The following is a 21,611-nucleotide window of genomic DNA, read 5'->3' as shown; positions in this document are numbered from 1 at the left end:
TAGAAACATTGATTGCCTTTTAAGATGTGTAGCTTCAGCTACCAAGAAACTGGCAAGGAGAACACGCACATCAGTGATGATGAAAAACTCAAGGAGAGGGCGGTATGACGTCTTTCTGCTTGGCCTCTTGTTTATGAGTCTAACCGCCCCACTATCTGCTGGCGGCAGAACTGATTTCAAACAGGATTCGATGCCGCATCCTGAGTTTGAACGTGTTTCAAAACTCATCAAAGAAGGACAACTGGATGAGGCCATGAGTATTTTGGTTGAAATCGGTAAGGCATACCCAAACCAAATAGAATTGGTGCAGAAATTTGTTCTCGAAATCCGGAGCATAGAAGATGAGATTACAGGACTGCTTGAAGAGATAAAGAATGTCCTTGCTTCAGAAGCATTGAGTTTAGATCAGAAAGCTGTAAAAACTGAAGAAACGATACAGCAAATCAAAATGAAGGATAGAAATCCTACCAGTGATACCTGGCAGAAAATAGCAATTGTTGAGAGCTTGTTTAGACGAACCTTGGATTTATTGCGGCGGGAAATTTTCTTCGCAAGAGGAAACGAGAAAATCAAACAAGGATTATATCGCGAAGCCATTTATGAATATGAACAGGGCTTCATTGACGATGTTTTTGGTGAAAGTCAAACCTATGAGAAATATAGAGATGCGGTACAACCTTCGGATATTGAAGTAATTTCGTCGTTGCCCAACAGAAACCTAACGATATTTGAAGCATATAAGCGTTATGCTCCGGAAGGAGATAAAATCATTTCGGAACTTACATCGCTAATCGACAGGTGGAGTCAAATCAGTTCGAACCTTTCGAGCAATGTCGCTGTGGCATCCACAGTTATATCTCGCGACAATCTTGCCAATTGGAGTGAGTTCGACCTTGTTGCTTTATTGAATCTCGAATACCAGGAAGCGAGGACAATACTGTCACTTGGTTACAGGTTAGGCGAAACAATGAATCAGCTTCACGAGAATCTCGATAGAATCCCTGAAGATTTTCGTTACGACAGGGTGATATCATTTTTGAATGGTAGAACTGGCAGGGATGAAGGAATAGCTTACGCTCAGAGACTTCAATGGGAGAGTTCTTTTCTCAAAATTCTGACAACAATGCTGGATGTAGTTTCTTCCACTTACTTCGAGGGTATCAGTAATTATCAATCTCGACTATGGACTGAAAGTGCAGATTTGTTCTCTCTTTCCGGGGTTAATACGGAACACGTGTTGGAATTCACAGCGCTGGCAAACAACTATTTGGCGAGCCTTGCAGATTCCGAGAATTCGGAATTTGCCAGTCAACTCGGATCCATTTTCTTGGAGCTTCAAACCATTGCAGAGGCGTCTAAGATTCGCATAGTGCTGATTGAAATCACAAGTGGGTTGCCGAGTTTTGGATCGGAAAGCCTACCGGATGTTGATATCGAGTCGGTACAAATTTTGTCCGAGATGGTATGGGATTCAACAAATCAAATTGAGAACCTTTTATTCGATTGGAACCAGTATTCGGATCAGATTGCCGGGAGTGGAGAGATAGTCAATGCGAGCGTTTGGAGAATTGTCAATGATTTGCAAGTAGAGCTGCTGGAGTTGCTGAAGTCCCTGTCAAGTGAAAAATCCAGTGCCTTTCTTCAGTATTTCGACCCGCGTTACAGAATTCTGGATTCCAAGTTTAAGGACTTGATTCAAGAGAGCGATACAAAGACTGTCTCCGCTAATAATCTTTTGGATGAAGACAAACCCAAGGCAGCGATAGAATTTCTTATAGCTCCTTTCTTAGTATCGATAGAAGCTTTTTCCGGGGATATTGATGATTTCTTCCTCACTGTGACTAAAACGCTGGAAATCACGCTTGATGATGAGGTGGAACAAGATTTGGCTGAGTATGATGACAAAACCAATGCGTTATTAGTGGGTATTGCGCAGTTAAAAGATCAGTGGCTGGCTATCCAGGCTAGTGCAATAGCTAGGCAGAACGCTGCATTGCGGGCTGAGACTATAGCGCTCGCAACTCTCAGTGAAGCTGAAGGATTACTGGAAGCGGCGAGAGAGGCTGACATCCAGGGACAGGCTGACAATAACATAAACGATTTCTACCGAGCCAAGGATTCCTATATTTCACTAGTAGTCACCCTGGCTCGCGCACATGATTTGTTTTCAGAAATAGAAAATAATGATATGGACATTGCAGTTGACTCAGGAATAAAAGAGCGACTGGCGGAATTGGAAAGAATCGCGTATAATGAACCAAGGCAGCTTGCAGTCACTGTCCGAGACTACGCTATTGCTGAGGCTGACAATAAATTCTCTGAAAGACTTTTTGATGATGGGTTGGACTTACTACTTCTCGCACAGCAATTCTGGGTTAGTACATTTGGCGAGGAAGATACGAGGCTAAGACTTAGGATTGTTCGGTTTAGAACGGCTCAGCACTCCTCCTTGAAAACCAGAATTGAACCCTCCGATCCTCTATTTGGGGAAATGAATCAATATCTCAATTTGGCGAATCAGCGTTACCAGGAAGGAATTAGCCAACTGGAAACAGATACTGCTAACCAGCGAAATACAAATGCCCTGAAGTCATTTTCTGATGCTGAGGATTTGGTACAAGAAGTCTTGAATGTATTCTCCGGTAATTCGGCGGCATTGTTGTTGCAAAAGAAAATTCTAAAAATCAAGCAGCCAGAGAAATACACTGAAACAGTCAGGGAGCTGATTGAAAATGCGAATGCCGCTGTGAGAAATGGGAATAGTGAGGTATTGATAACGGGAATCGGTTTCAACCCACCGCTGGATCCTCAATTGCGTGCGGTTTTTGAATTCGATCCAGACTTCCCGGGATTGAAATCGACAATTGAAAGAGTTGATATATATCTTGGAAGAATCATTCTTCTGCCCACAGAGGCGGAAATAGAGGAGAGTGTTCGCATTACTGAATCAGTTAGAAGTGATTGGACGCAGACCCTTAACCTTACTACCGATGCGATCGCAACGGCTTCGCCGGATTTAATCGAACGCCTCAACACGGCACTTCAACTATGGGAAAACAATATCGATGCGGCAAATCTTCAAGATGAGATACGCTTCTATACTCAACCAAGAGCTCTGCCTGATAATTTGAGAAATCTCATTGCGGTGGCCGACGAGCAGAGACACCGGAATAACAAGAGTTCAGTTGAAACTATATATCGATCCATAATTAACACCTTTCCAGTTTTCATTAGGCATCCTGAGGTTATGAAGATTAAGTATTGGCTGGATATCGAATAGCGATGAAAATCAAAACTACCCGCAAAAAGCTTGCCTTCCTGGTTTTGTTATTTGCTCCAATCAACATAGATGCTCAAGAATACCTGTTCTGGGATTCCCCAGAGCCAGTCAAGAATGCAGGGCGTTTCCCTGAACTTGTTGAAGCTGGTGAGAACCTGGTTATCCTATGGCAGGAATTCGAGGGAGAATCCGATGAGAGAAATACAACAGTTACAATCCGTGCCCAGTTCTATAACGAAAAAAATGGTTGGGCAGAATCGCCGATCACTGTGGTAGAGAACCTTCAGTACAGCTGGCTGGAGGAAGTTCTTCTGTATTCAGTGGCAGCAGATTCTGACGGGCGTTTATTAGTTGCCGTTGCAAGCAATGGAGTAAAGGTATACAGACAGAAGCAGCCCCAGGATCGAGGTGAATTTCAACAGGTCGCAGTTTTCCCTCCGGCTTCTGAGTATGTCGATATTCCAGTGGCGCCCATTCTGGTTACGGATAACGAGGGTGAATTTCGGATTTTCTTCACCAGGCGAATCTCGGTTCCGGACATCGCGCCCAATCGAGATTCTATGCTCACTATTTTTTCCACCGATTCAGCCGATGGCGTTGTTTGGAATGCGGCAGAACAGTTTATTGACATCGATTTAGATAGAGCCAAAGACGGTGCAATTTTAGATCAGAACTTCCTCCCGGCATATCTATCTTATAAAAATCAGGAGTATGTAGTATTTCAAACCCAGAGAGCGGGTGTAGACAATCTAGTCTACCAGCTTTACCTCAAACTTCGTTCAAAAGGAGAGCCATGGGCTCCAGCAATTCCAATAACAGAGGAAATACTTCCCCGGGGTTCGGCTAGCAATCCGCAGGAGTGGGATAATCAGCGGCCTTCTCTTGGCATTGATGACGATGGTGAAATTCTCGTCACTTGGGAGCGACGAAAGGGAGATCAGTTTTCGGAAATAGCTGCTGCTGTTTTGGGCTCAGATGGCAAGCCAAAATCTAGTTCGGTTGAAACAGTTTCATTCGAGTCCAACCGTGCAAGTTTCTCATCAAAAATTGTCAATATCAAGGGTAGAATTTGGTTTTACTGGTTCGACAGCAGTGGCATTCGAATTGCATTGCGGGAGGCAAGCGCCGATCCATTTGAAGTACGCTATCAAGTTCAGGCCGCTCCCTTGAATTCCAAAACACGCGGCGCAGATCAAAATTCCGCATCCTTTCCCAAGGCCGCTAACTATCGAAGCAACACATATTTTCTTTGGGAAGACAGAAGTGGAAGAACTCCCCGAGTCATTTTTCTCAAGCCTGATCTTCACGTAGATACACCTCGTCTTCGCTCAGCAAATTTTGATTCCTTTAAGCCCGGAAATAGTAAGTCTGTAGTGGTTGAGTGGGATCCGCCAGAAGATTCATCGGGAATTCTATCATATAGCTGGCGTTGGTCTAAGAATCCGAACAACCTGCCTTCGATAAAGGAGGAGGATCAGATATACAACGTGACCCAAGTACGAAAGGAGTTTGACGAGAATGAAGATGAGGGTGAACTGTATTTTACTCTCATCGCAAAAGATATGGCTGGCAATTGGTCTGAGCCGCTGCGTCTGACATACACTCTGGATCTCACTCCACCACCACCGCCTGTCATCAGGTCTCCTTCTACTCGAGATGATGGATTCCTGGAGTCAAACACTTTCACACTCGCATGGGATAGCGGAGAAATCGAACCCGCCGCCTACTATCGATGGCGTATGGCAAGGTTGGCCTCATCCGTTAGTTCAGAAATGCTGGAGACCCTGGATCAGCAATCGGTGCTGCCTGTCGGAGAGAATGGAGTAATTGAAACATCTGAGAACTCACTGAGGCAAGTCAATATTGACAACGGCATCTGGGCCTTCTCAATATCGGCCGTTGATCGGGCCGGTAACGAGGGAAAACCAAATACCACGATACTTTTGGCGGATAGTTATATCCCGGTAACTTATATATCGCTTGTTAGCAAACGAACAGACTATGAGGAGCGAGTCTACTTGAGCCTCACCGGCAGGGGCTTCCAGGCAGGAGGATACCTGCTCGGAGGAATAATTGATAAAGATGGTCAGGAACCCTGGGATTATGCTTTTAGCCTGGAATCCAATTTGCTGCGCGTTCAAAGCGATATTCAAGCAGAAATAGGCCCGATTGACAATCTTCGCGAGGGTACTTATCTCATCGGCATCAATCATCCTTTAAGAGGTGTCGCCTTTTGGGAATTAGCGATGAGTCTCGATTCAAGCGGTAATGTCAAATACGGACCTTACGACGCCTATACCTACGAGCCTCTTTGGACTCCGTTGGACTCGTCCGCAAGACTTAGCGGTAACAGGCTGTTGCTCGGCATCGTAGTTTTGCTCTGTGCTGCCGCAATTATACTGACGATAATCAGGCTTGTTGTTATTACCAGGGAAGCTCATGCGCTTAGTGTCAATGCCGAAGCTATCTTGAATCAATCTCCATTAATCACCACCGCACGGAAGGAAATAGCCATGTTACTCAAAAGAAAAGGTATGGGCCTTCAGGCCAAATTTTCGTTCGCATTCACCCTTATGGTTCTACTAACCATACTTATGATCGCTGTGGTTCTTGGCGCTGTTTGGGTAAGTATGGAACGCGATACCCTCGCCGAGGGACTTGAAAACGAATCGCACTTATTAACCGAAACTCTCTCTTCGAGCGCTGAAACAAGTATCCTAACTGCCGATCGTGGCAGCCTCCTGTTGCTTCCTGATCGTATCGATGCACTTCCCGACGCTCTTTGGACTACGGTAACAGGCCCCAGAGGTGAAATAGGTAACAATGGATTGCGGGCAACCAGTGATGGGTATGATTACATTTGGGCCACAAACGACCCGAATATTCTGAACAAACTTGAGATACCTAAAGAATTGAGCCGGAACGAATATGCTCAAGTGTTGGCCGGATTAGACATGAAGGAGAAAGAAATATTTCAGAGTCTGTATGAACTCGAATCCGGCAATGCTTACACTTTGCAAGGTACCCTTTCCGAGACTGATCGCGGTATTGTGACAGATTTTCTCCAGCGCAATAATCTGATGCCGCAGGAGGTTGAAATTGGTTTCTATGCTTTGGAAGACGAATTAAGTTCATCGATCCAACTGATGAAAGAAAGCGTATTAGAAGCTGCGCAGGATGCGGATTTGGATTTGATGCTTAGAACACTGGGTGATCTAAGGGATAACTACAACCGTGAATTGAGTAGAATACTTCCCAGTTTCAATTTCAGCGATTTGGCTTATGTCGAGGCCGAGGATGCCCTGGCTGCACAGCGTAAACTGATAGAGAACGTTCTATTGGACATATCGAATCAATTTTTCAGCGTATATCCCGAGTTTAATGCAGATGCTCTTCGTTCGGACCAGGTGGACAGTTTTATTTTCTACAAACCAATACTCTATATTGACGATCAAACTCCAGATATTTTTAAAGGAATAGTTCGATTAGCTGTCTCGGTTGAAGATATCAGGACATCCCTGGCCCGGGTACAAAGGCGCATCCTGCTAATCACGCTTGGCGCGTCAATTGCCTCTTTAGTATTGGGAATCATTGTTGCACTTTTCGTATCTTCGCTGATGTTGAAGCCGATTCAAGCCATCATACGGGGAGTTAGCTCAATTAGGGACCAGCCGAATATGCTGGAGCACGAGTCGTTCGAAATTGTATCCAAGTCAAAGGATGAACTCTCGGAACTTGTCGATACAATAAACGGAATGGTTCGAGGACTGTTCAATGCAGCGCTCGAACAGAAAGAACTGATTGCAGGACAGGAAATTCAGAAAACCTTCTTACCTCTGGAACAGAATGAGCATGGCATTAAACTTTCCACCGGAGGAGCGAGAAACCCCTTCTTCCACTTGTTTGGCTATTACGAAGGTGCGGATGCTGTTTCAGGTGATTACTTTGATTTCCGCCAACTCGATGAAGAGCATTACGTGATGATCAAGCTTGATATATCCGGACATGGGGTGACAGCTTCATTGATTATGGTGCAGATTGCAGCGCTTTATGTTGACTACTTCAGAAAAGTGAGAGAATCTGCGAAAATTTCAGGGCGACTTTCCTACGATCTTCGAAATTTCACCTTTGGAATTAACGATTTAATCAATGAGGTAGGATTTCAGGGACGCTTTGCTGCGTTCAATCTGTCTGTTATCAATGTACGAACCTCTGAATATGAGATGATCCATGCGGGAGATAATCTTGTTCATATATTTGACGGGAAGAGTAGAAAAATGAAGGTGATTGAGCTTCCAGAAGCGCCGGCAACAGGGCAAATAGACTCATCACTGATAGAAATGAAGCCTGCTATGTACTCAGTGATTCGTGGTAAGTTGAACAGGGGCGATATTCTGTTTCTTTACACGGACGGTATCGAGGAAGCTCATCATATATTTAGGAATGAAAGATTTGAAGCAGTATCCCTTGAGAAGCTACCTGAATCCGTCCGGGAAGCCGACGCGAGATTCATTGAGGAGGGGTACAAGAGTCTTGGCAATGCAAACGAAGAATTCGATTCGATTCGCATTAATCAGGTGATTGAGGCGGCCATGAACAGGCAAGAATTTATTCTTGAACGGCGATGTGATTTAACTATTGGGAAACCATTGCATTTTGATTTCTCCACCCTCAGAGGAAATGGCGAAGATACAGTACTTGCAATAGCCTCTGTCGAAAAGGTTTTCCGCATTGTGCCCGATAAATCCGGCGAACTAACCACGCGAGTCAGAGTTGACCGAAAAATCGCCACTTTTTTGAGAGACCATTTCCTAGAGTACAACGAATTCTATAACCACCCCGTGGAAGATGATGGCAAATCACCCTATGTGTACTTCTCCCATCTTCAAGAGGATCCACAGGACGATGATCTGACACTCTGGACTTATGAATGCCTGTAGCAATGAGCGACATCTATTATTGCGAGGTTTGCAAGTCGAAGGTTGACTGGAATGCGAAGTCCTGCCCTGTGTGTGGGGTTTCCTTTTCAGGCGTACTGTGCCCCAAGTGCAAAAAGATTGGCAGTAGCCGTGAATTCCTTAATGGATGTCCGCGGTGTGGGAGCGCAGATAGTGGGAGCTTCGTTGGCAAGGCTGCGGGCCGAACCGTCGCTCGAAACAGAAATCGCGAGGACAGGCCATGGCGTTCTTTGTTGTATTGGTCTCTAAGTGCTTTGATTATAGTGATCGTAGGTTTTATCGCAAGTTATTGGTTTAAGAATTGAACAACTCTAACAAGCCTCTAGCCGATTAACCCCATTTCAATACCAACGCTTATGGTGGGATTCACATTGAGGTATCGAACGCCGGTGAATACTGCTAAATACGATGCGTCTCCTAAAAGGTCGAAACGGCCTTCCAAACCACTCCAGAGTGTTAGGTCAACAAACCCCTGGGGGAAATCTGGCCCCCTGAGTGCCGTAGAGATTCCTACCAGATACTTCTCGCTTTCGTGATATACCCCTAATCCAACTGATTGAACGCTTCGAACCGGACCCGCAAGTCGCCAGTTCTCGTTGTCTGAGCCGATGAAGGTAAGGGAGATAATTGGCGAGAGTATCAGATGCCAACTGTCGAAAGAGAGTTCCATCGGAGTTATGAAATGGAGTCCGGGTAGAATCATTGTGAAATTCTTCTGAGGGATGCGATTGATTTCAGAGACAAAGCCGTCGTGGGAAAGAAGCAGTGCCAAGTTGATTTTGAATGGTCCTGTAGTTGAGTTGATGCGCCACGAACCGGATAGAGACGAGTAAACACTTGTGGTGTCAAACGAATTGCGAACCCTCACATCGAATTTTGCGCTGATTTCCCACCTGCGACTCGGGGATATTCTAAATCCAACTGTGACAGGAAATACGCTGGAGAGATTAGAATCTCCAATATCAATGTCGGCACCAGCTCCCATGGCAATCTGCCAGACTCCAGGTGACAGCATGGAAGAACCAGGGGCATAAAGCAATCCGGGCAGAGTATTCAGCATAAGGCGAGCCTCTCGCTGAAATCGCGAGTCAATCATCAACGAAGCCCTTGAGATGTCCTTAGCATTGTTTTTGTCAATATCGATTGCAACTATTCTATATGTACCGTCGGTCAAGGCACTGCCGTTCTTCCTAATCGGCAGCCAATATATTGAGTTCCGTGTGGATGAAATTGTTACTGGTATCTCGGTTATCAGTTCGTTATCCGGACTCAAAATTTTGAATACAACCCGCCCACTTGAACTTGCTGACCAACTGATTCTAAATCCTCGCCGATCGTTCGAAGGAAGTGATTTCGGCACAACTTTAAGTTCCTCAAGTTTAAAAGCTTCCTGCATCCCGTCATAGCGCCATTCAACTCTTCCGCCAGGCGGAATTTCTATTGCCGATTCGCTAGTTTCCCAACCGAAAGCAGTTATTCTTAAGCGTTTCTTGCCTGCTTTTAACGAAATTTCATTGCCGGAGTACAGTTTTCCATCTATTTCCACTACCGCTCCACTCGGCATATCCTTCAATATCAATGTGCCTTTTCCTATTTCGGCAGTAACTACGGTGCGTCGATCGTTGTGGACAGTCACCGAAAATTCGTTTAGTTCAAAACCCCTGAATATCAATCGAACCTGGTATTGACCTGATTCCAGATTATTTTGCTCCCAGGGTGTTCGGCCAACCTCTTCACCAGAGAGCAGAATTTTAACATCATCTAAATCGGTGATTATCTCTAAGCCCGGCTGGAATGCGAAAACTGATTGTCTAAGATAATCCTCTTTTTCCATTCGGGGATGGCGAATATAGTTCCATGACTCGTATTCATCGATCTGGATGTCCTTATCGCTGTCGCTGAAAACTCTACCTGCAAGCAACAGAAGGAAAGTGGAGATTATCAAGCTTCGGAAATCGGCCTTCATGCAATAATCATGTACATAGGCAGTATGTGTTTCAACCGCAAATCCTATCTTCAAGAACTCGAATAGCCGATACAATGACTAAATGACTGCAATCCAAATTGGGGCAGAGAGGCTTACAGTAAGATTTGAACTTATAGGAAAATTTATGATGGGTATATTGGTTTTCGTTTTGCCCACGAACCTCAACCCCCAAACCATCGAATCCTCTGAAAAAACCGGAATTTCTCGTACATATCGAAGCTTCGTTCTTGGGATGAGTCCAAACGAAGTTAAAGACAATCTCAGGCTGGATAATTGGTTTAACTATCAAGGCGACCCTGATTTAAGCTTGCTCCAGCGCCCAAGAGCGTCTTTGATAGATACTGAGGGGTCTCTGTTCATCAGCAGATGCCTATTCCAGTTTGAAGAGAATTCGCTAATCGCCATTGTCCTTGAGCTGGATTCTCAGATTGTTGACTGGTATTCCGTTTACTCTGCGCTCGAAAACAAATACGGAACCCCATCTAATTTAAACCCGAACAAGATTGTTTGGGAAGACAATCAAACCAGGTTGACAATGGAGAAGCCCCTAACCGTGAAATACTTGGATAGAATCGTGTTTAACGCGGCTCTGGAGGAGGATTCCAATCGAAAGGCCTGGTTGGCTCAGGCACGTGATGAATTCCTCGGTGAGTTTTGAAATGACTCTTACCGGCACCCACTGTTCACGGAACCTTCGATTCGTCAGAGAGAGGAATTTGGATGCGACATTCATCTCTCGGCTTTTTCCTATTCTTCTAGTAGTGATATCAAGCTGTGGAGCGGAAACCTTGGCCAGGGAGGACATGTATATTTCCGGATACAAATTGAGAGTTGAAATCGCCGATGAACGCGAGGAACATATTGCGGGTTTGATGTTTCGCAGGCGGCTGGCAGAAAATCAGGGCATGCTGTTTGTATATGAAAAGGAATCAAAATTATCATTTTGGATGAAGGATACAGTGTTGCCGCTCTCGATCGCGTTTATCGCTTCTGACGGGACGATACGGGAGATTCGAGATATGAAGCCTCTGAGCCTGAATCCCGTTCAATCGGGTAAATATGTCCGATATGCCCTGGAAGTCAACCAAGGGTGGTTCACGAGCCGTGGGATAAGAGCCGGTGACAAGGTTCAGTTGCCGCCGAGTCAAAAAAACTAGAAGGGCTTGAGTTCCACCTTGCCGCTTCCATCCAATGGGGGTTCGTTCGAAAGAATCTCAATTTTTCTCTCGAGCCCTTGAAGTTCTTCTTCTAAACCCTTTGACAATTCCACACCTTCGTCGAACATTGTCACAGCCTTCTCCAGGAGAACGTCTCTATCGCGTATTTTTACGGCTAGCTTCTCCAAACGAGCCAACCGTTCTTCAAATCCTTCCATTGCTCAATACCAATCTCGTTTCAAGAATTTCTGCATCTGCCCCCCCACGGGCGAACTCTATCGCTATTCTATCACCTTTTGCAAGTTGGGCGGAATCGTTAATGCCAATGCCGTGCATCGTGATGCGCGAGAATCCCCGGTTCATTATGGTTCTTGGGGATCCATCAATCAAGGCGCGTGTTGCAAGTTGCAGTCTGTGCCTAAGCTCGATAAGGCGGTTTCTGATGGCTCCCTCCATAGCTTCCCGAGCCTCATCGCTCCTGCGCAGGGCCTCCTCCAGACGTGCGGTAACTGCACTTGCCAACTCGGCAACACTGAGCTTGCTGAAACGCAATTCGATGGCATTGAGACGTGTTTGAAATGCCCAGACGATGTCCCTTGTCAGTCCTTTGACACGAAGGATTAAATCCTCTGAGCGATCGCTCACCAGTTCGGCCGCTGCCGACGGAGTAGGCGCCCTGACATCAGCGGCAAGGTCTGCAAGGCTCACATCAGTTTCATGGCCCACGCCGCTTATCAGGGGAATTGAACAATCGCTGATAGCTCGAACGACAACCTCTTCATCGAACGCCATCAAATCTTCCCAGGAGCCACCGCCCCTGGCCAGAATTACCACATCTCCCAGATTATAAACCGAGGCTCTTCTTATTTGAGTGGCAATAGTTTCTGCCGCCTCAGTTCCCTGTACTAATGAGGGCAAAATCGTAACCTTGGGGGCGGCGGAACGTCTCGCAAGCACTTGAAGAATGTCCTGCAATGCAGCTCCAGTCGGAGAGCTGATAAGAGCAACTCTTCTCGGATAAAGAGGGAGGAATTTCTTACGTGCCTGATTAAACAGTCCCTCGGATGCCAACGCCTTTTTTCGTTGTTCGAGGGTTCTGAGCAGTTCTCCTCGGCCAGATACCAGGATATCAGTTGCTATCAGCTGGTAAGAACCGCGAGGCGGATACACATCAATCTTGCCGGTAACTACCACCGTCATTCCATCCGCAGGTTTTGTTCTCGTTTTCAGAGCTCTACCCCTGAACAAGGCTACGGAAATAACTGCGCCAGAATCTTTCAGAGTGAAGTAGATATGCCCCGCTCCGGAGAGCTTGCAATTTGATATTTCGCCTTCAACTCTCACCTCAGGGAAGGATCCCTCAAGTTGCTCTTTGATAACTCTCGTAAGTTCAGTGACAGAAACTATTCGCAATTTTTTGTCGGACATCAATCACTTCCTCAAATCAAAACAGCCGCCACTCTTTTCTTAATGGAATTGCTAAACGCCTTCTTCCAAATATGAAAGAGCCTCGCGAAGATTTATCGCCGTTTCCGCAGTGTACATCAGAGCCTCTTTGAACATCCGAATTGAAGAGGACGCCGGGATTCGTGTGATATAAACCAGAACATGTCTCCCATCCGACGTAATACCAGCCAAGGCCCATCCCCCCCAAATTCGAGACTCCCAGACATCGGCCAACAAATTTTCAGCAAGGCTGTCGGGCAGTTTCCCCGGAATTCTTCCAGCCACCGACCACATACTTCGCACTCGAATCTTTTCATTCGCTACAGCAGGACTAATCCCCACGATGGTTTCCCTGCCGTCATCGAGTTTTACACTTACTCGAAAGTCTCCTTCCCGATCCAGGGCATATTCCAAATCAAGTCTTCGAAGCGTTCGTTCAACAGGCATCTCCTGCGAACACGAGATTGACAGTAAAACTGGCAATGAGAAGAGTGCAAGAAAACAGGGGTTCCGACTGGTAGTCATCAGTTTTAAAATGATAGTTTAATATGAGGAAAAACAGCTAATCAAGCATAAGTGCAAGATTTTAGGATTGTGAATTGAAGAAACGAAAACGAGCTGCAAAACCCGACAACCAAAATGTCACCAAGCTGCAAACCCAGAAGAGTGTATACACATGGGCAATCTAGCAGTCGTCAATATCGTGAATAGCTCCCCACTAACTTATCAGCCAGTTTTTGGCGGCCCGTCAGCATTTGAACGAGTTATCTCCTGGACAAGGTTGATACCTGAAATAACCGGTGTTGTCCTGCTCGCCGACAGAGAAGTAGAACTTCCAGGGGAAGCGATCGAAATCCAAAAAGATTCGGTGGACCACTCTCTCACCTCGATGCGAGTAATACGAAAATCGAACTGGACCGACAAAATTTTAATCGAAGCCCTGGAAACTGCTGTTCAAGGCAGTACCGGTTTAGATGAAATCACTGCGCTCTTCTATGTCTGGGGCGACAGTCCCCTGATAGACCCTAAGTTGAGCGAGAAGCTTTGGAGTCTCCACTACAAATACAATGCCGATTACACATTTGCAGATGGCTATCCACTCGGATTGACTCCAGAAATTCTCGCCTCCACCCTTCCTAAGAGATTGCTTCCCTATGCAGAGGACAGGGAATTGCCTCCATCCCGCGACAGCATCTTCGAAGTACTAAGAAAAGATATCAACTCCTTCAACGTTGAAACCCACCTTTCAAAGAAAGACCTCAGGATGGACCGCATCTCTATAACCTGTGACACACAGCGCAATCTGAACATAGCTGATAAGCTCTATAGGCAAGGAGCCACAGATGCCGAGTCCCTATGCGAGATAATTCCCAGAAGCCAATTGTTACTCCGCGATATTCCTGCATTTTTTCCCATTCAGATAACAAATCACTGCCCGCAAGCCTGCTCATACTGTCCCTTTCCCAGGGTATATGGCGATCCAAGAAAGGGTAACCTCCACATTGAAACCTCTAAATTCGCAGAACTGTGCAGGAGAATTGTAGAATTCGCGCCTGATGCAGTGTTTGGATTATCGCTTTGGGGCGAACCAGCCTCTCACCCCGATATAAGAGAGCTTATTGATATCGCACTTGGTCCGTCCACCTCCCGAACGCGCCTTCTAGTCGAAACGTCCGCTATCGGATGGTCTTATGAGATGTTGAAAAATATGGCTCTAGAAGTTGATAAGAGACGCATCATGTGGATAGTTTCCCTGGATGCCGCCGATTCAGCTCTTTATGAAAAACTCCGGGGAAAGGGTCGGGAAGAGGCCGAAGCTACGGCCGAGCTCCTCGTAGGCCTCTTCGGAAGCAGCTGCTGGATACAGGCCGTTCGAATGAAGGATAACGAGGAGCATTTGCGAGTATTCCATCAGAACTGGAAGAATAAGGGCGCACAAACAATTATACAGAAGTATAACAGCTTTGCAGCGTACCTGCCCGAACTCCAACCCTCCAATCTCTCCCCTCTCCAACGCTTCCCATGCTGGCATCTGAAGCGGGACATGCCGATACTTCTTGATGGAACTGTACCCATTTGTCGTGAGGATATACGGGGGAAAAATATCCTGGGCAACGCTTTCGAGGAAAATCTCGAGAAGATTTGGAATTCAGGCGACGTTCTATACAGAAAACATGTTGCAGACGTCTATCCGGAGCCCTGCGCTAATTGTGATGAGTACTATACCTTTAATTTCTAATACGACAGAGGATGATAATGGCCCATACACGGTGGTTGGAAGTGGGATTTCCCGGCACCGCAAATACTCAGCCAAGAGGCCAGCTCTCACCGTCCTCATCCTGAATCGAGGCCCTCGTCAATACCGCAGCATGCTATTCCAAAAAATATGTTCGCTTGACTCCGCGGAAGTTCTATCCCTGGAGCAGAGGCCGGCTCCCCACAACTTGGAAATCCTAAGCAAGCGGTATACAAACCTTAAATTCCTGATATTTTCTCAGAAATCCACGATTGGCGCCCGGATAAACACCGCCATAAGAGAAGCAAATAGCGAATATGTCTATGTTTTACAAGGAGATATGAAAACAAACACATCATTTCCGAAACTCACGGAGATACTCTGCACCACACCGGTATTCGTGGACAATCAAGGGAGAACCATTCCCACATCGATAGGTCCCATCGCCGGGGCCAGACGTGTTTTTGATACACAGCCACGGTTTCCGGAGAAGAACGGAACGCCAAGCCTGATTCCCTGGGATTATACCGGCATTTATAGCAAGACAAAGCATCAGAGCATAGGCGGATTTGATCCTCACATAGAAGAAAGCTGGTGGCAAAAAATGGACTATGGGATGCGAGCCTGGCTGTGGGGCGAAGAAATAAGAACTCACCTGTCACTGAAAATTTCCTATCTGGATGAACTCCCCATTGAGGATTTGAGTCCGGGAATTGGCTACTCGCGTTTTTATCTCAAGAACCTTGCGATTAGAAAAGATGGAGATTCTGTAAGTTTGCCAGTCCGCTTAATATGGTCATTGCTGTTTTCTGCGGGTTTGAGCCTGAGAGCCGTGCGCAGACAAATTCGCGAACTCCAACTCTGGGTTCAGATAAATCAATATCGTTTCAAGAAAGACGCCGCTGAACTCACCGAACTGTGGGACTGGAGTGGTTGACAAAGCATTCGTTGAAGCGGCCATATTTCTTCAAGTACGTCTCGATTCCGGTCGCCTCCCCCGGAAGGCACTGCTCGATCTGGCGGGACTGCGAGTGATAGAACACGCAATGTGCGCCCTGAATACAGTTTCAGCCAATCATCGGGTTCTGCTAACAACTGGCAACTCCGAAAATGAATTCCTGCCAATTGCGCAAAACTCCGGTTGGGAGCTATTTGTCGGACCTGAAGACGACGTTCTAGCCCGTTTCGTACTCGCGGCGAGGCATTACCGGAGCAAATTCATCCTTCGCGCCACCGGAGACAACCCTTTAGTGTCCACTGTAATCGCCCAAACCTCCCTCAACCTCGCCGCAGCAGCTGATGCGGATTACACCGGCCTCACACGAATTCCCGTAGGCGCTGGAGTGGAAGTACTAAAAGCCCGGGCCCTGGAAGATGCCCATCGTGAAGCCATTGACACATTTGAACGCGAGCATGTGGCACCATTCATCTACAGGCGTCCCCATAGATATAAAATTCAAATTCCAGCCGCGCGAATTGAATACCAGGGCTCCGCCAGGATAACTCTCGATACTCAGGAAGATTACATTGCTCTCAAAAAAATCTTCGACAAACTCTATAAAGGCCGACCGATTGATCTTGACGTTCTCATTCCCTACTTACAGCAAGAGAAGACGCATGCCAGCTGATGCCTTCATCTTCCTACCCCTAAGCCGGCACAAACAAGGCTCGGGTCACATGAGACGTACATGCGAAACAATCGCCAAAATCATTTTTCCCAGTGCAATAATCATCGACGACAACTACCGCGATGTCAAAAAACCTCAAGAGTGGGAGCAAGAAATCCCCAATTTCCCCAGCTCCAAAGTATTGTTGATTTCCAACTCGTCAAGTACGAGAATTAATTCCATCTTGACGTCCAAAGCCTCTTCCCGTCCATTAAGCATCCTCGCTGTCTTCGACCAACTGAAAAGTACCCCGGCAATGCTGACCCCCTGGGCACAACAGGGCATCAGCCCTTTGCTATTAGACGATTCCGGCCCCGCTCGCAAAGTTGCTCCCTTCGTGCTCGATGCCATCCCCGGATTCAGGAACTCCGAAGCAAATCAAAGTTCAACCAGTTTCCTTAACCTACCTCCACGTTCCAACGAGACAAAATCCGAAGGGCCTATCCTGATAAGTTTTGGTTCTGACGATCCCGCAAAACTGAGTGCCCGAGTCGCCTCCGCCATTATAGACGAAATTGGCATAAACCCGTCGCGAGTTCAAGTTACCCTTCCAAACAATGCGCTCAAGTCAAGCTTTCACCACGACATAGGTATCCTTAACCATCCGAGCAATCTCAGAATACGACTCGCCGAATACTCTCTACTAATCTGTTCCTACGGACTTACTGCCTGGGAAGCCATTTCCGCCGGTATTCCGGTTATCACAATTGAACCAACCAGGTATCATGCCAAGCTTTCCAGGAAAATGAAAATTCCAAGCATCGGCTACGTAAATCCGAAATCCATCTCATTGCCAAAGCGAAAAATCGTACGACTTAAACATCTGATGGATTCACTGTTCGAGCTTCGCAATGTCGTGCGCACAATCAACGACAAACACATCGTCCAAACCTCCAATCAAGGTATTGTCAAATTGCTTAACTCTCTCGAAGTACCACCTCCTCGCTGCTGCGTTTGCGAAAGACTCCTTCCGTCTGTAATCGCAAGATTCCCCCAAAAGACTTACTACCGCTGCTCCAACTGCCGCGTAATCGGACTCTACAGCTTTGTGCCACCTCCCAAATACACGTCCGAGTATTTTGGAGAACAGTATAAACAGCAATACGGCAAAAGCTATCTGGAGGATTTCGAGCACATCAAGCTTCTAGCCATTCCGAGGCTTCGAAACATTTCTCTGCGGGCAAGAAAAGGCATGAAACTTCTGGACATTGGCTGTGCCTACGGGCCTTTCCTGCTGGCCGCCCAGGAGGCTGGCTATCAGCCCCACGGAACGGATATCTCAGAAGACGCGGTACGATATGTCAAACAGCAATTGTGCATCAGAGCCCAGGCGGGGACTTTTCCAAGCAAAGAATTAATCGATGCGCTTCCGCTTAAGCAGTACGAAATCATCACTTTGTGGTATATAGTCGAGCATTTTCCCAATCTGAAGCCGGCCTTGAGGGCAATAAATCAACTCCTGCCGATAGGCGGCATCCTCGCGCTATCAACACCAAACAGTAATGGAATATCCGCTCGTCGTTCCCTGGGAAGATTTCTAGAAAACAGCCCCATAGACCACTACAGCGTCTGGAATCCCATTTTTGCACGCCGTCTGCTTGCGAAACACGGATTTAAGACATACAAAATCCGCATCACCGGTCATCACCCCGAACGCATAGTTTCCCATGTCGGGTCCCACAGTCCATTTCTCAAGATAGTTGGTCTATTAAGCCATCTATTCCGTCTCGGAGACACATTTGAAGTCTATGCGACAAAGGAACGCGAGGATGCCTAAGACAATACTCATTCTGGGCTGTGGCCGGATGCAGATTCCGGCTCTGGAAATAGCCCGCTCCATGGGTCTGCACGTAATTGCCGCCGACGGCAATCCACAAGCGGAGGGCTCTCATCTTCCCCATCAGTTCCTTCATATAAATCTAATCGATCGCAAAGGCCTGCTATCGGCAGCTTGTCGCATCCATGAAGAACGACATCTGAATGCGGTATTCACAGCTGGGACGGACTTCTCTATAGCCGTTGCAATCATCGCTGAGGCCTTGGGTCTCCCGGGTCATAGTCCGGCCGCAGCCACCCTCGCCAGCGACAAGGCCCAGATGCGGAAAAGCTTCGAAAACTGCCAGGTTCCCTCGCCCCCATTCGTGGAAATATATCCCGGAGACAGAATCGTCGAAAAAATCCAACACCTGCCTTCACCTTGGGTAGTGAAGCCGGTAGACAATATGGGAGCGCGCGGTGTCCAGCGCGTCGATGCAAGCGAACAAGTTCAAGAAGTCCTTGAATTAGCTGGGAAGTATTCCAGAGTAAAGCGCGTACTGGTGGAAAGCCTGATCGAAGGCCCGGAATTCAGCCTCGACGCCCTAGTGGAAAACGGTAAAATAATTCCCTGCGGCATTGCCGACAGACATATCTGCCACCCCCCGCACTTCATCGAAATGGGGCACACCATACCGTCAAAATTCTCCGTATCCAAACAAGAAGCCCTATGGGACACCTTTGAAAAGGGAATAAAAGCCCTGGGACTAAGTCACGGCGCCGCCAAGGGTGATATCAAGCTTAGTCCCCAGGGGCCAGTAATCTGCGAAATTGCCGCTCGACTCTCGGGAGGCTTCATGTCCGGCTACACCTATCCCTATTCAAGCGGCATCCGTCCAACTGAAAGTGCAATTCGCCTCGCCCTCGGCATGAGAGCCAGCTTCCCCAAACCAAGTCTGAAGCTAGTCTGCGCCGAGCGTGCTTTAATTGCAATTGACGGCACAATATCCAGCATTGAAGGCATGGAAGAGGCAAAACGGCTTCCAGGAGTCAAGAATCTCTTCTTCAGAGTGAGTAAGGGCGATAAGGTTGGCTTCCCCCGCAATAACGTCGAAAAAATAGGTAGTATAATCGTTACAGGAAGCACTCAGGATCAGGCGCACGAGCGAGCCCTTCGTGCCCTTTGCACAATCCAGATTAAACTGAGCCCGGAAGATCCAAGCACAGGTGTTTATCTCAATCAGGAAAATGATTTCCCGCCAGATGCCTTCAATTTAAGCCAGGATACCCCAGGTGCTCTTACAAAATATCTAAAAGACCTTTGGTGTGCAAATCCCCCTCTGCCCTCTAGAGGAAGCTCAACCTTTCCACCCGCAATATATCTTCCGCCCTCATCCCCGATCAGGGATTACACTGGCCGCGATATTTCTGAAATCCTCGCAATACTCGTCCGTGAGAACAAAATTGTGACATTGCCGTTTCCTTCAAGTGCCATAAACGGAGCCGCCATGCTATCCGATTTCTGGAAAGCACTTATCAGAGGCGGTTTATGCGGAGTAAGGTGGTACCTTGACAAGCACCATTAGAGCAAGATTTCTCCTTTCCGGCCTCACCCTCGCCCTTGTCTTGACTCTGTTTTCATTCGTCCCGATACCTGTGTATCCGCAGCAAGTTTCATTGGAAGCTCTTCTGCGTCAGACTGGCGTCACGCTGCACTGGAATCCACACCTGACCCAGGGCCTCTTAAGCCGCGATGGAATCACCGTAGCCTTTCGTCCCGGCCTGCCCTGGGTAGTACTGAACGGCGAAAAAGTCATCGAAACAGGAATCATAGAGGAAATACAAGGACGCTTGATTTTTTCTGCCGAAGCCGCCAAAACGCTTTTTGATATCTTCGGCCTTGTCACCCAGGGAAACGGAGGCTACCATCTGAGTACCATCTTAATTGATCCTGGACATGGCGGGCGCGACAGCGGAGCCGCACATAATTGGTTTGTCGACGGCATTGAATACCCACTCACTGAAAAAGATATTGTGTTGGAACTTAGCCTGCACGTGGAGGAAGCCCTGAAAAGGAACTATCCTGACAAAAAAGTGATGCTTACCCGAAATTCCGATGTCTATCCCTCCCTGGAAGAACGGATTGCTCTTGCCAATGGAGTTGAACTCGGAGTGCGGGAAGGTATGATATACCTGTCAATACACGCGAATGCCTCCTTAAATCCCCGTGCCGAAGGTTACGAAGTGTGGTATCTGCCGGAAGACTATCGCAGGTCACTCGTGGATCCCAAATCCCTCGGCAGTAGAGGGAACGAAATAGCCCCGATAGTCAACGCTCTCTGGGAAGATGAATTCACTCACGAGAGCATCCGATTGGCGGATATGATACTAAGCCGTTTCACAGCTGAGCTCGGCTCGAATATCCCCAACCGTGGTAGACGAGAGGAAAGCTGGTTTGTTGTGAGAAATGCGAAAATGGCGTCAGTACTGGTGGAAGTAGGCTTCATCACCCATAAGGCTGAAGCTAAGAGGTTGAGACAACCTGATTACTTGAGAAAGATATCGAACGCCATCTACGATGGCATAGTCGATTTCGTGAACTACTTCGAAAGCAGGGAGATTACATTCTGACTGATAAGACGCGTCGATTCAAATCCATCATCTTAACTGCCAGTTTCTTCATATCGTTTATACTGTCGGTAATCGCATACAGGTTATTTCGCCCGCCATACGAAGGAAGGGTTTTTTACTATCCAGTCAATACCGGAGCAAAAATCAAATCTGAGCTTAGGGTAATTCCCATAAGAGAAAATGTCGAAGAACAACTTGCGGTTTTCCTTGAAGAACTACTTCTTGGACCTGCAAGCCTTGAGCTTACCAAGACACTTGCCAAGGGGACTGCAATCAACAACGTGGCCATCGTCGAAAAAATTGCCTACGTAGATTTCAGTCGCCAGATTCTCAATACCGAAAAGGAGCTCCCAATAAGCTACGATGAGGCTTTCGATAATATACGGCATAACATAGAATTCAATTTTTCGCGAATTGAGAAAGTTGTCTTCACAATAGAAGGACGGCAGGTGAATAAATCACTATATGTTATACAGGCCGATGCCGATTATTGA

General features: G+C 47.0%; 15 protein-coding genes. 11 read left to right on the top strand and 4 right to left on the bottom strand.

The genetic code is table 11. The annotated features are described in order from the left end of the window. The first annotated feature begins 76 nt into the window (after positions 1-76). Positions 77-3,280: a hypothetical protein gene (locus tag S1OALGB6SA_RS00815; protein WP_503465858.1), complete on the top strand. Its 3,204-nt coding sequence runs from the start codon at positions 77-79 to the stop codon at positions 3,278-3,280. A 2-nt stretch (positions 3,281-3,282) separates the two neighbouring features. Continuing rightward, positions 3,283-8,220 (top strand): PP2C family protein-serine/threonine phosphatase, encoded by a 4,938-nt coding sequence (locus S1OALGB6SA_RS00810; RefSeq protein WP_124032241.1) that lies wholly within the window; start codon positions 3,283-3,285, stop codon positions 8,218-8,220. A 340-nt stretch (positions 8,221-8,560) separates the two neighbouring features. Here S1OALGB6SA_RS00810 and S1OALGB6SA_RS00805 read toward each other — a convergent pair whose 3' ends face one another. Then, entirely contained in the window at positions 8,561-10,204 is a 1,644-nt protein-coding gene (locus S1OALGB6SA_RS00805) for a PEGA domain-containing protein (RefSeq protein WP_124032240.1), read from the bottom strand. Between the two features lie 145 nt (positions 10,205-10,349). On the opposite strand from S1OALGB6SA_RS00805, the gene S1OALGB6SA_RS00800 reads away from it, so the two are divergent. Beyond that, on the top strand, positions 10,350-10,883 hold the full coding sequence (locus S1OALGB6SA_RS00800) for a hypothetical protein (protein ID WP_018114118.1): 534 nt from the start codon (positions 10,350-10,352) through the stop codon (positions 10,881-10,883). Between the two features lies 1 nt (position 10,884). Beyond that, on the top strand, positions 10,885-11,382 hold the full coding sequence (locus S1OALGB6SA_RS00795) for a DUF192 domain-containing protein (RefSeq protein ID WP_230204331.1): 498 nt from the start codon (positions 10,885-10,887) through the stop codon (positions 11,380-11,382). Here S1OALGB6SA_RS00795 and xseB read toward each other — a convergent pair. The 3 genes from xseB to S1OALGB6SA_RS00780 are packed head-to-tail and all read right to left on the bottom strand — an operon-like array spanning position 11,379 to position 13,275. Continuing rightward, positions 11,379-11,600 carry an exodeoxyribonuclease VII small subunit gene (gene xseB, locus S1OALGB6SA_RS00790; RefSeq protein ID WP_018113699.1) on the bottom strand — a complete coding sequence of 74 codons (222 nt, stop codon included), beginning with the start codon at positions 11,598-11,600 and terminating at the stop codon, positions 11,379-11,381. The two genes, S1OALGB6SA_RS00795 and xseB, sit on opposite strands and share 4 nt — an antisense overlap. Continuing rightward, entirely contained in the window at positions 11,587-12,810 is a 1,224-nt protein-coding gene (gene xseA / locus S1OALGB6SA_RS00785; RefSeq protein ID WP_018113698.1) for an exodeoxyribonuclease VII large subunit, read from the bottom strand. Before xseA ends, xseB begins: the two co-directional genes overlap by 14 nt. Positions 12,811-12,861: 51 nt before the next feature. After that, the gene (locus S1OALGB6SA_RS00780) at positions 12,862-13,275 is read right to left on the bottom strand and encodes a hypothetical protein (RefSeq protein WP_230204330.1); all 414 of its coding nucleotides are present in this window, start codon (positions 13,273-13,275) and stop codon (positions 12,862-12,864) included. Positions 13,276-13,504: 229 nt separating this feature from the next. Between S1OALGB6SA_RS00780 and S1OALGB6SA_RS00775 the strand changes: the two genes are divergently transcribed. The 7 genes from S1OALGB6SA_RS00775 to S1OALGB6SA_RS10730 are packed head-to-tail and all read left to right on the top strand — an operon-like array spanning position 13,505 to position 21,611. After that, complete coding sequence (locus S1OALGB6SA_RS00775) at positions 13,505-15,067, top strand: spiro-SPASM protein (RefSeq protein WP_124032239.1); 1,563 nt, start codon at positions 13,505-13,507, stop codon at positions 15,065-15,067. Then, on the top strand, positions 15,039-16,001 hold the full coding sequence (locus S1OALGB6SA_RS00770) for a hypothetical protein (RefSeq protein ID WP_442789580.1): 963 nt from the start codon (positions 15,039-15,041) through the stop codon (positions 15,999-16,001). The genes S1OALGB6SA_RS00775 and S1OALGB6SA_RS00770 overlap by 29 nt, the downstream gene beginning before the upstream one ends. Then, positions 15,994-16,692, top strand: a complete 699-nt coding sequence (locus S1OALGB6SA_RS00765) for a cytidylyltransferase domain-containing protein (RefSeq protein ID WP_124032238.1) — start codon at positions 15,994-15,996, stop codon at positions 16,690-16,692. The genes S1OALGB6SA_RS00770 and S1OALGB6SA_RS00765 overlap by 8 nt, the downstream gene beginning before the upstream one ends. A gap of 49 nt (positions 16,693-16,741) precedes the next feature. Further along, a complete protein-coding gene (locus S1OALGB6SA_RS00760) occupies positions 16,742-18,508 on the top strand; it encodes a class I SAM-dependent methyltransferase (protein WP_195910221.1) in 1,767 nt (588 codons plus the stop codon). Further along, the gene (locus S1OALGB6SA_RS00755; RefSeq protein ID WP_195910220.1) at positions 18,501-20,072 is read left to right on the top strand and encodes an ATP-grasp domain-containing protein; all 1,572 of its coding nucleotides are present in this window, start codon (positions 18,501-18,503) and stop codon (positions 20,070-20,072) included. Before S1OALGB6SA_RS00760 ends, S1OALGB6SA_RS00755 begins: the two co-directional genes overlap by 8 nt. Continuing rightward, positions 20,056-21,117, top strand: coding sequence for an N-acetylmuramoyl-L-alanine amidase family protein (locus S1OALGB6SA_RS00750; protein WP_124032235.1), 1,062 nt, complete (start codon positions 20,056-20,058; stop codon positions 21,115-21,117). The genes S1OALGB6SA_RS00755 and S1OALGB6SA_RS00750 overlap by 17 nt, the downstream gene beginning before the upstream one ends. Then, positions 21,048-21,611: a GerMN domain-containing protein gene (locus S1OALGB6SA_RS10730; protein WP_124032234.1), complete on the top strand. Its 564-nt coding sequence runs from the start codon at positions 21,048-21,050 to the stop codon at positions 21,609-21,611. The genes S1OALGB6SA_RS00750 and S1OALGB6SA_RS10730 overlap by 70 nt, the downstream gene beginning before the upstream one ends.

The organism is Olavius algarvensis spirochete endosymbiont (genome assembly GCA_900608495.1).
Lineage (GTDB): Bacteria > Spirochaetota > Spirochaetia > DSM-2461 > DSM-2461 > UBA2779.
The sequence above is the reverse complement of the archived record's forward strand: the minus strand, read 5'-3'. Positions and strand labels throughout refer to the sequence as shown.

Coding starts and splice junctions, on each gene's coding strand:
- xseB (WP_018113699.1), bottom strand. CDS start 11,600: ATGGAAGGATTTGAAGAACGGTTGGCTCGTTTGGAGAAGCTAGCCGTA.
- S1OALGB6SA_RS00800 (WP_018114118.1), top strand. CDS start 10,350: ATGATGGGTATATTGGTTTTCGTTTTGCCCACGAACCTCAACCCCCAA.
- S1OALGB6SA_RS00755 (WP_195910220.1), top strand. CDS start 18,501: ATGCCTAAGACAATACTCATTCTGGGCTGTGGCCGGATGCAGATTCCG.
- S1OALGB6SA_RS00780 (WP_230204330.1), bottom strand. CDS start 13,275: ATGCCTGTTGAACGAACGCTTCGAAGACTTGATTTGGAATATGCCCTG.
- xseA (WP_018113698.1), bottom strand. CDS start 12,810: ATGTCCGACAAAAAATTGCGAATAGTTTCTGTCACTGAACTTACGAGA.
- S1OALGB6SA_RS00805 (WP_124032240.1), bottom strand. CDS start 10,204: ATGAAGGCCGATTTCCGAAGCTTGATAATCTCCACTTTCCTTCTGTTG.
- S1OALGB6SA_RS00775 (WP_124032239.1), top strand. CDS start 13,505: ATGGGCAATCTAGCAGTCGTCAATATCGTGAATAGCTCCCCACTAACT.
- S1OALGB6SA_RS00815 (WP_503465858.1), top strand. CDS start 77: ATGATGAAAAACTCAAGGAGAGGGCGGTATGACGTCTTTCTGCTTGGC.
- S1OALGB6SA_RS00795 (WP_230204331.1), top strand. CDS start 10,885: ATGACTCTTACCGGCACCCACTGTTCACGGAACCTTCGATTCGTCAGA.
- S1OALGB6SA_RS00760 (WP_195910221.1), top strand. CDS start 16,742: ATGAGACGTACATGCGAAACAATCGCCAAAATCATTTTTCCCAGTGCA.
- S1OALGB6SA_RS00810 (WP_124032241.1), top strand. CDS start 3,283: ATGAAAATCAAAACTACCCGCAAAAAGCTTGCCTTCCTGGTTTTGTTA.